Source organism: Prosthecobacter fluviatilis (assembly GCF_042655725.1).
In the GTDB taxonomy this organism is placed as follows: Bacteria; Verrucomicrobiota; Verrucomicrobiia; order Verrucomicrobiales; family Verrucomicrobiaceae; genus Prosthecobacter; species Prosthecobacter fluviatilis.
In genome coordinates this window covers 141,095-152,037 of the sequence record NZ_JBHSMQ010000009.1, presented here as the reverse complement: position 1 = coordinate 152,037, position 10,943 = coordinate 141,095, and the positions used below count along the sequence as shown (strand labels likewise).

4 protein-coding genes are annotated in these 10,943 nt (G+C 59.8%); 1 reads left to right on the top strand and 3 read right to left on the bottom strand.

Going from position 1 to position 10,943, the window contains the following annotated elements:
* Window positions 1-407: 407 nt before the first annotated feature.
* Together ACFQDI_RS20605 and ACFQDI_RS20600 are read right to left on the bottom strand one after the other, a co-directional pair.
* Window positions 408-2,093 (bottom strand): hypothetical protein, encoded by a 1,686-nt coding sequence (locus ACFQDI_RS20605; protein WP_377170414.1) that lies wholly within the window; start codon window positions 2,091-2,093, stop codon window positions 408-410.
* Between the two features lie 166 nt (window positions 2,094-2,259).
* On the bottom strand, window positions 2,260-4,608 hold the full coding sequence (locus ACFQDI_RS20600; protein WP_377170412.1) for a hypothetical protein: 2,349 nt from the start codon (window positions 4,606-4,608) through the stop codon (window positions 2,260-2,262).
* A gap of 187 nt (window positions 4,609-4,795) precedes the next feature.
* Between ACFQDI_RS20600 and ACFQDI_RS20595 the strand changes: the two genes are divergently transcribed.
* Window positions 4,796-6,160 (top strand): DUF1501 domain-containing protein, encoded by a 1,365-nt coding sequence (locus ACFQDI_RS20595; RefSeq protein WP_377170410.1) that lies wholly within the window; start codon window positions 4,796-4,798, stop codon window positions 6,158-6,160.
* Between the two features lie 489 nt (window positions 6,161-6,649).
* On the opposite strand, the gene ACFQDI_RS20590 is transcribed toward ACFQDI_RS20595, so the two are convergent.
* On the bottom strand, window positions 6,650-10,891 hold the full coding sequence (locus ACFQDI_RS20590) for a hypothetical protein (protein ID WP_377170408.1): 4,242 nt from the start codon (window positions 10,889-10,891) through the stop codon (window positions 6,650-6,652).
* Between the last annotated feature and the right edge of the window lie 52 nt (window positions 10,892-10,943).

Below are 10,943 nucleotides of genomic sequence, written 5' to 3'. Positions count from 1 at the left end.
CCCACACGCTCCCGCATCGCCCTGCGCCTTCGCAGATCCACGAACACGCCGCAGGTGGGGGGATCAAGATGATCCCCCTCCGTCGCTGCGGCGAAGCCTCCGGCGGAGTGGGATCGTCCCGATCCCACACGTTCCCGCATCGCACAGCGCTCTCGCAGATCCACAAACACGCTGCAGGTGGGGGGATCAAGATGATCCCCCTCCGTCGCTGCGGCGAAGGCTCCGGCGGAGTGGGATCGTCCCGATCCCACACGTTCCCGCATCGCACAGCGCTCTCGCAGATCCACGAACACGCTGCAGGTGGGGGGATCAAGATGATCCCCCTCCGTCGGATCGTGCCTCCACCTTCAGACCCGTTTTCATCGCATCGTGGTATTACTTCAGCGCAGGCACAGCCCTATCCCTCATCAATGCGAGATCCCCTTCGCGGCGGCGTACCAGCCCACGAGTTCGTCGAGCAGGAGCTCCTCCGTGCGGCGGACGAAGCGGCGCACGGAGGCCTCGGTGCGCAGGTGGGGCAGCAGGTCGCGTGCGCCCCGGAGGCGCTCCTGCATCTCCGGGTACACCTGCGCGCGGCGTTTCATGTCGGTGACGGTCTGCAGCGAGGCCAGCACCCCGGCCGCCAGGGGCAGCGCGATGGGCAGCAGCGTGAAGAGCAGGCTGCTCAGAAAGGTGCTCTCCGGCGCCTCGCTCAGCAGGGAGACCTCCCATTTGCGAAACAGCGCCAGCGCCGCAAACACCACCGCCAGCGTGGCCGTGGCCGGGGCGGCGTAATGCGCCAGCGGGTGCCACCAGTGCTTGTGGTGCGGGTCTTTCCTGTCGAAATGCTCCAGCTGGTTTTGGATGCGTTTTTCCAGATACACTGCGCGGGATTTTTCAAACTTCTGCTCAGGGGTGTCTCCGGGCCCGCCCGGCTGTGACCTGGGGTCACGCCACACCGTGAGCCCCACCGAGAGGCAAAAGCGCCGCCACGCCGGCAGCACCTCGCGGCACACGGGAAAGAGCGGGTCCAGCAGCCGCCCGGCGTCCACCAGCCCGCGCACCAGCTCCGTGGCCAGCCGCAGCTCCAGCCAGCGCGCCTGCGCACGCTTCCAGCGCGACCACAGCATGAGGGTGATGGCCGCGCTCACCAGCGCCAGCTCGATGGCGGCGAGAAACGGCGGCAGCCACTTCACCTGATGCGACTGCATGCCTGCCGAGATGGCGGCGGTCAGAGACGCCGTGAAATGCAGCGCGCTGCTGCACAGCAGGCCCCGGCGCAGCTTTGCCGCCCAGTCGATGGCCTGGTAGTCGGTGAAGTCCATGAGGCTCTGCACAGAGTCCAGCGTCAGCTCCGGCCGCTTCTCCGCCTCGGCGGCGCGCTGCAGCGCACGCAGCTCCTGCAGCCCCGCATCCTGCACGTCGGCAAAGCCCTCCGTGCTGCCGCTCACCACTCCCGTATGCAGGTGGATCACCCGCACCGGCTTGGGCAGCCACGCCATTCCCTGGGCAAAGAGCCCCTGCTTCACGTGGGGCAGCACCTCGCTGCCGGCCACCTGCATCACATCCCGGGTGCCGCCGCGTCCGGGAGCGAGCGTGCCGTTCTTCGCAGCCAGATGCAGCGCCTCCGCCTCCGCGCCATCCCACACGGCGAGCAGCGCGTCCGAGGCATGCGCGATCTCCAGGCCCAGGTCGTAGTAGCACTCGTTTCGCAGGTGGGAGCCTCCTGCCACGCGAAAGGTCGCCCCTCTGCTGCCGGCATCGGCCTGCTGGATGAAATGCCGCGCCGCCTGCAGGTCACCACTCAGGTCCGCGCCTTCGAAATCCTGCTCATAGAGGCTCTGCGGCATCGGCAGGATCACATGCACCGCCATGCCCAGAGACTCCGCCTCCTGCGCCGCGATGATGTCCGCCCCGGCCGCCACGCCGCACAGCAGCTCCGCGCGCCCGCCCTGCTGCTGCGCCAGCGTCTTGAGCTGCAGCAGCTCCGCCCGCACCTGCGGCCGTATCTTTTCCAGGTCCGCCCGTGTGCGGCCCCGCGCCGGGTCTGGCCGGTGCCCGGTAAAGCCGATGATCCAGACTGGGTCGATGATGGAACGTGGAGAGGACGTCATGGCACTCTGCGCGCTAGTAGGGGGGCTGGCACGGATGGTCAAGCATGGAAAAACATCGCCTCAAAGCACGGCCCCGCCTCTGGGCCGCCGCAGAAGCCCGGGCTGCCTGCCGAAAGCATGGGCGCTTGGGTTTGGGGGGCAGCTCCATCAAGTGCCAAACGTCACGTTACCTCACCACCTCGATCTCCCTCACCGCCTCCGGCCTGTGCGGCTTTGGCCTGGGGTCGTGCCAGCGCTCACGCGGGGCGGGGGACTTCGCATGGAGCCAGTGGCCCAGGCGCAGGCGCAGCGCGGTCAGGGAGGCGTGCGTCTCGGGGGGAAAGGCGGCCTTGCCGGCGTCGTCCTCGTTTTTCTTCACCGTGACGGCGCGCATACCAGGTTCTGCCAGGAGGGCGGCGGCCACGCCCTCGCGGGACTCGCCGGAGAGCGCGGTGTAGAGGGTGAGGTACTCCACCAGCTGCTGCCCGGCGCGGAAAGTTTTGAGCCGCAGGCTGGGCAGCGGGCCGGCGGGCGTGGGGTAAAAGAGCGCCAGGTCATCCGGCTTTTGCAGCGCATCCGCCTTGCCGATGGTCTGCCACGGCACCACGCCATCCGCACCCAGCGCCCAGGCCTCCACGCACCACGCGGCATTGCTGACGCTGGGAGTGCCGAGCGCGTTGGAGGTGCCGTACATGTAAACGAGATTGCCAAAGCGCCGCGCGCGCTCGCGCACGGAGGCGCCGTAGGTGCGCAGCGCGCCGCTGACGATCTCCGCATTCACCACGCCATCCAGCAGATCGCGCTGCCACTGCGGGCGCGAGATGTCCGCACGGTGCGCCAGGTGCAGGCCGGGCTGTGCGCCTGCGCCTTTCCAAAACTCCAGGCCAAAGCGGCGCAGCGCCCAGAAGTCCTGCGTGTTGGAGGGCTCGTCAAAGATCCACGGCGCAGAGCAGCGGTCCCACCGGGGCGTTTTAAAGGAGACTTTGTTGTTCAGGTAAAACTCAAACATCGGCTCGGTCCAGCCTTTGTCACGCAGGTGCCGGGCGATGCGTGCCGCAGCCTCGCGAAACTGCTGCCAGTAGGCCTCGTCATACGCGGTCTCGATCCAGTAGCCGCCTTTGAAATACGGCTCCTGCTCCATGGGCCAGTTCTCATTGAGCATGAGGTAAAAGGCCTCGATGGGCACGCCGCTGCGGGGCAGGCCGGTGAAGGCGCTGCCGTCAAACAGCGGGCCGTAGGCCGCATCCCACGCAGTCCAGTCCCACTGGCCGTCGGGCTTGATCACGGGGCCGGCATCGATCCTGCCCGTCCAGTGGTAGGGCAGCACATTCAGCGTGGTGCGGTGCTCATGTGCCAGGCGGTAAAAGGCGCGCTCATTTCCGGGCAGGCTGTACGCATTCATCTGCGGGATGAAGGAGAGCCGGTCTGGCAGCGTGAAATCCCACACGGTGAGCGTGCATGGCAGCGACTGCGTGCCCACGGTGAGCTGGCCCGCGATGCGGCCGGGGCGTGCGTCCTTGGGCACGTGGATCTCGATGCAGGTGGGCCCGCTGGAGGCGCCGGGCACGAGGGGGTCGTAATGCTGCGCCACCTGCGGCATGGCGTAGGTCTGCACCTTCACCTGCGGCAGCGTGAGGCTGGCGCCGGCGGCGACGGTGAAGTGGATCGTTTCGCCCTTGGCGGCGAAGAAGTCGAGCGCGGGGAGGGGCTCGCCAAACTCATCGCGGCAGTCCACCGGCAGCCTGGCGGTGGCTGGCAGCGGGATGGCGGGCGGCAGCGTGGCGGGCTTGGCTGGAGCAGGTTGGGTATCTTGGGGTAGCGCAGCGGCGGGCGGTCCGTCCTCCAGCCAGAGGGTGAAGTAGGGGCGCGTGCTTTTTTTGTCGTCCTTGCTGGAGACGTAGCGGTTCAGGAAGGGGCGGTAGGTGAACTTGTCCCCCTCGCGCAGGTACTCGCTGCCCACGTCATCCATCACGGCAAAGCCGAAGCTGCGGCCCTCGATGCGCGCCTGCACGACGGCGGGGTCCACGGGTATGACCTGCCAGCCGCTGGCATCGCGTGGTGTGGGGTCCGCAAAGCCCCAGAGGGAGCCGCCGGAGCCGTTGATGACGGCGGTGATGTCCGGCTGGTCGCCGCCCCAGCGCTGCTCCCCCGTGCGCGCCCAGGTGAAGGAGCTGGCGCCGGGTATTTTCTGGTAGCCGGTGCCTGTGCCTTCGGTCCACTCCTCGGCGATGGTGGAGACCGTCATGCGCTGCAGTGCTTCCACACCCTCGCCATGCAGATGGAGCTGGGCTTTGACGACGCGCCTGCCCTTGAGCGCGCTGGCGTCGATGTCCATGAGCGCGAGCTCCTGCACCCCTTTGAACTTCATCTTGGGAGAGGCACCGTTGCTGCCCTCCACCTCCGTGGGGTAGGATGAGACCCAGGTGTCGCGCGCGATCTCGACGCGCAGAGGCTCTGCGGCGGGGGCGGCTGTGAAAGCGAGCGCCAGGGCGAGCGCGAGGCGCAGGGGAGAGCGGCGTGTGGGTGGGGAGGGCATGGCGGATGCTGGATGCTGGATGGCGCGAGGAATGATTTTGGAAAAACAGGGGATCGGGCAGGGAGTTATCAAAGGTGAGGTGTTTTGTTGCTGGAGTGGCTGGCCTGCTGGGAAAGAGAAATCCAGGCGGCGGCGTATCTCTGCACACTCCCGGCGCCTCAGGCATCCGGCAACCCGCTTCTCCCGCATGCTCAAAATCCTTGCTCCCGCTGATCACGCCAGTCCGCTCTGTGATGGGGTGTCGCGGCGGAACTTCCTCAAAATCGGCGGACTCGGATCGATCGGCCTCTCATTGCCGAAGCTGCTCGCGCTGGAGTCGCAGGCGGGCATTGGCAGCTCGCACAAGTCGGTCATTCTCATCTACCTGGTGGGCGGGCCGCCGCATCAGGACATGTTTGACCTCAAGCCAGACGCGCCGCGCGAGATCGCCGGGCCGCACAAGCCCATCGGCACCAACGTGCCGGGCATTGAGATCTGCGAGCTCTTCCCGCGCATGGCGAAGATGATGGACAAGTTCACCGTCATCCGCTCGCTGGTGGGTGCGCAGGCGGGGCATGACGCGGCGCAGTGCTACACCGGGCATGTGCCCACCGGCGTGGCTCCGCCGGGAGGATGGCCGCAGTTTGGCAGCGTCGTGGGCAGGCTCCAGGGCGCGGTGGACCCGGCGGTGCCGCCGTTTGTCAGCATGTGCTACGACTGCACGCACGGCCCCTACAATGAGCCCGGGCCCGGCATGCTGGGCTCTGCGCACAGTGCTTTTCGGCACACGGGGCCGAGCCGCGGAGATCTGACGCTGCAAGGGATCACCTATGACCGGCTGGCGGACCGCGCGCGGCTGCTTTCCAGCATCGACCGCTTTCGCCGGGACGTGGACAACAGCGGCCGCATGGAGGGCATGGACGCCTTCACCCAGCAGGCCATGGGCGTGCTGACTTCATCGAAGCTGGCGGATGCGCTCGACCTCTCCAAGGAGGACCCGCGCATCGTGGCACGTTATGGTATGGGAGACACGGTCAAGCGCATCGATGAAAACGGCGCGCCGCGCGTGCCGCAGAGCTTCCTCACCGCACGCCGTCTGGTGGAGGCCGGCGCGCGCGTGGTCACGGTGAACTACAGCAAGTGGGACTGGCACGGCGGCCCGGGCAATGACATTTTCTCCCGCGAGCGCGAGGACTTTCCCATCTTTGACCAGGGCATCACCGCGCTCATCGAAGACCTGCACCAGCGCGGCATGGACAAGGACTGCACCGTGCTCGTGTGGGGAGAGTTTGGCCGCACGCCCATCATCAGCAAGCAGGTGGGGCGCGACCACTGGCCGCGCGTGGCCATGGCGCTGCTGGCCGGCGGCGGCATGCCAAACGGCCAGGTCATCGGCTCCACGGACCGCCTGGGCGGCGAGGCCGACAGCCGCCCCGTGACCTTCCCCGAAGTCTTTGCCACGCTGTACCGGAACCTCGGCATCGACGTGAACACCGCGACCGTGACCGACAACAAAGGGCGTCCGCACTACCTCGTGGAAAACGGCGCGCAGCCCATCCGTGAGCTGATCTGAGGCATCAGCCCTGGGAGCGCCGACATTCTGTCGGCTCTGGGCGAACGTCCCTGCTGCCTCGCCCCACCCAGAGCGCGACGCCGCAGCCCGTCCTGGGAGCGCCGAAAACATCGGCGACAACCGCGACGTGGCCGGCTATGGCCGCGCTAAGAACATCCTCATCAGGCACAACCGCTTTGATCACTGCGATGCCCGCAGGGCGGACTTCAATCGAAAACGAGCCAGAGGCTGACTGCGGGAGGCTGGGTGGTTTATGGATGGATCAGGACGAAGGCGAAAGCGGAATCGAGGTGAAAGCGGTGGCTCACCTGCCGCAGGAGGCGGGTGGGTTCAAATGATTGACGAAGGGAGGGCAGGGGGCAGGGGGCAGGGGGCAGGGCATCTACTTGTCCACGAGTTATTCTTACTTCAAAAGATGATGAAGGAGCTTAACCGAGAGGCTTTTTATGTCTGCTGAAAACATTGATTTTTGTAGAATCGAAATTACAATCAAGCCCAATTAATCGGTTCAGGGTTTGCAAAATCTAGCCAAGTTCCACCACTTCTAAATGTTGGCCCCTTTTTCAGATCCCAGACATATACCGCCCAATATTCACGCTGTGGAAGTTTTTGTTCATGACTAGAAAATGAGTGCTTCCAGCTATAGAGTCTCCAGACCAACGTCAAGCCACCGTTGCTAAGTGCATTTTGGAGCAAAGTGGAATCTGCAACACAGACGCTATTTCGCTTATCACGCATACATTTAGCGCCGACATCGCCAGATTTGAGAGTTGCGAAATCCAATTCATTCTTTGTCCATTTGAGATCGAGTAATTGCCCAATCTGCGGCGAGGGAATAAAGCCTGAATGAGAGCGGTCGTTAGTATCTCGAGCATCGTGCGTCATGGCAGAGAAGTATGCCCCGTCGATTTGTGCGTAGGTAGAAGCACAGATTGAATCGTATTCTTGTGGGGAACGTGGATAAGCTCTCAGCCATTCTCGTTCTTTTGGTGAACTCGGTGGTTTGGGAACCATGTCGCCACCCAAGCATCTCGGTTTCATTCGATTGACAAAATTTGACAGTTGTTTGATAGGCACTATATAGGAAGTGCACCACCAAGACTGCTGCAGCCAAGGTGTGTCATAGTCTTCGGAGTTGATCCAGCAAGGCCGGGGTTCATGCCATTGCCAATAACCAGCGAGGGTGGTCCATGATTTGCCGCCGTCAGATAATATCATCATTGGCTTTGGTTCTGCTGTGGCTTTGGCAGCTAGAAGCTGTTTTCTGATTGTTGGCTCCAATCTCATTGGAGCAGGATGAGGTAGTGGATTCCACCATGTGGGGCCTTTTTTCGTAAAGGGCCGTTCCTCTCGATAATCGCTGGGATTTGTATTTGCTTGGATTGGATCTAGCAAGTCGGGGAGTCTCAGGTCGCGTATTGGCGGTTCTTGTTCAATGCCTTCATTCGAAAGGCAATGGTGATAGTGGTCCGAAACATAGGCTAGAAATTCATGAAGGGCTATCCACTGATATTTCTTTCCAAGACGTTCGACTTCTGGACGATCTCGATTTGGGCTACCTGTGGAATTGTCTGGTCCGACGCTATTCAATCCGAGTTCAATCACACGTTGAAGAATATATCGCCGTGCCTCTCGATCAGGGAAAAGATAAGCAGTATCTTGATAATCCTTAGCTCTAGGTTCAGATCGGAGCCGCCCTTGGAATCCGCTCAAGGCCGAGTCCATTACGTAGCGTCCCCAGTCGCCATAGTTGCCCATGCTCTCAGTACGTGATGAGTTAACAACTCGAGACAGCGCTTGGTATTCGGTTCCGTTCTGACTCATCCGCTCGATTTCCTCCTCTCTCTCGATAGTAATAATCTCCGGCCATTTAGAGCAATAAACAGGTCGAAAACTCGCTGGTTTTACTTCTGCAGGAAGACAGCACTGCGTGGCAGCCTCTTCCAAGACAATCCTGGCGTAATGCCTGATGATAATGTGAGGACGTGTTTCCGCCCCTTTGAAGACAGTGTTAAAGACAGCCTGCGAAAGGGCATGGAGCGATGACTTGCATTTTTCGCTGTTCACTGCACTGCCTGCGGCACCAAACATGACCGCCTCCAAGACCTGCGAATCGTTAACGTCTTTGAACTTCGTGACGAGATCTGCTGCATCACTCATGCGATTGGTTAGCAAGCGGGCTAGCGCGCGCTCTGCACGGTGGCGATAAGCCACTACAGTTGTGGAACATAACCAAGCTAACGCGATTGCTACTAATACTGTTTGTGTCTGTCCCACATCATATAAAGCGGCGTTCTCCGCCAGTTTTATGAGGGTGACCGCGACACCCGTATTTGCGTGGCGCTGCAGGTCACTGTTCACATTTCTCGTCCATGTCATATCCCTTTCGGCAAGCGGCAGATGTACAAGGTGTTCGTGAAGGAAAATGCTGTTCCAAGGGTGTTGTGGCAAGTGAGCAAGTGCCAAGATCGATAATTGGCCTAGCCTCCGAGCTTCAATAAGATTCTGATGTATGGCACAAGTGCGATCCGAGACGCTTGCCTTGTCTCGCCACTTGATGCTTTCAAGGAAAGCATCGTCCACAAAACGGTCTGTGCATGGTTTAATGCCCGCGACATCATGCAATTCCTTGTGCGCCTCAATAGACAGTCTTGACGCCAATAGTCCAAGAAGCCCTCGATTCTTCATGCGCCAGTCATTATCGCTAAGATGTGGAATCAAGATATTATGAGGCGCAATATCTACTGGAAGTAGCCGTAGAGTGAGCAGGTAGTCCCAAATTCTTTCGTAGCCGAAACGAACAAAAATTTGATCGCCCAGTTCGTCCACCTGACGATTCTCGATTAGGATCCCTTCCGAGCAAAGACCTCGATAGAGTGATTTGTGTTCAAGCGTCTCGCTATGAAATTCAAGAAGAATACGACGTGCCGAGCTTTCACGCAATGGCGAGTGTCTGTTGTCGTTCATCGCGTCCGCCAAAGTTCGAAGACTGTCGGTGACGATCGAACCGGAACACCCGATTCTATCTTGAATATTCTTAGCCTTGCGCGCGATGAACGCCCGTAGCAACTGGGGTAGGCTATGAATGCCTGAGGGGACTTCTGCGTCCTCGAAGGTCTCACAGAACGTCTTGAGAAAAAGAGGGTTTTGCATCTCGCCGATCAGCGATAGCATATTAACTCCGCGCACCCGATATGCCCGAAAATAGAGCATAGTTGCATCAAACACAGATTCTTGAAATCCGTAATGTTCCAGATCGTTCCATCCTGTTGCTTCACGGTTTAGAATAGACTTTGGTACAACCAGATCAGCAAAGTCTGAGCGGCAACTCACGATCAACTTTAACCTCGGATATCGCCGCATCGCAGCGGCAAAGCCTTCCAGGTGGTTCAACCAAATCTCGCGGTGCGCAGTCTCGTTCAGAGCATCAATGCAGATCAGACCTGCGGGAGTCTGACCGCCCGCCTGCGTGGATGAAGTGTCTGCCATTGCTGAAAAACAGTCCAGAAAGTCGTCCCGACTCCCATTAAATCCGATCAATTGCAATAACTGATGCCATGGGTTTTCAAGAGAAGTGAAAGCGCGCCCCTCCAAAAACAAGACTCGTCCGCCCGCCTCCTGATATTCGACAACGATCTGCGCAATTGTATGGGTTTTTCCCGATCCAGGCCCACCCAAAAACAGCAGGAACTGAGCGTCGGGCAGCATGCGCCAATCTTGAAACATGTGGGCCCAGCCTCCGACTCCATGGTACTCGCCAAGGTCAGCACGACACTTCTCTCTTATTGATTTGGCGATATCTTTTGGATCTGCAATTTCAGGTGCGTTCGTGCCCCGCAGATGATCTTGATACGCTGTTTGGAGATCATATGCCGCACTGTCCAGCATATTACCAGAGGCTGTCAATTCTCGCACTGAGGATGGCCAACGACAACCATCGCCCAAGAGAGAAAGTAGCCTCGTTCGCTCAGCTTCGAACTTGAGTTTTTGCGGGGTCAGAACTGTTGGCAGATAATCTTGCTTTGGCCACTTGCCCCCCAACGCATCAGAAAGTGAGGCGCGACTCGATCTGATAAACTCCTGCCACGCCGATTCTGATCGAAGAAAATAGTGCACTGACGATTCTGTGAAGGTAGGGGTGTGAAGTTCTGGCATGAATCGTTCATGAAGTCCTTCGATCACTGCTTGATTGTGTTGAATGCAGCTATCAACCGTCAGATCTTTATAGCCAAACCAGTACAATAAAAAGCCTCTGTTTACCGACTTTAAAAGTGCCGCTTCGAGTCGTGAATAATCCCAATGCTCAAAAGACGGGGGCGATGCGTAGCCTAACGCAATTGCCTTGAGTTGCCATTCTGCGTGATGCTTTTCCCATTGATTCTGCTGGCTTTGAGTGAACGTACGCGGCGTACAAACGATATATTTTTGAAGTGAAGCTAATGCAGCATTGCCTTTTAATGCTTGCTCCACTGATTCTGTCATTTGCCGCCACCAATCTCGCCGGAACTGGTCCCCAATGAAATATTTTGCCTGCAAACCGACACTGACTTTGCCGCTTGAATCGCAGATATATCCCTCAACCCCACCGTCGCCGCCGGAGCCCTCTCTTCGTATGGCAAGTCCTTGACCTGAGAACTCTGAAGCAAACAGAAGGAAGCATAGCTCTTCGAAAGCCCACCTTCTGTCTCCAAGGTGTGGCTTGATATTTGCAAAGTCGATAGTGGCGTTCATTTCTCGGTGGCGATCATGTTAAACTAGTTGGAAACGGCAATTTATTAATTGC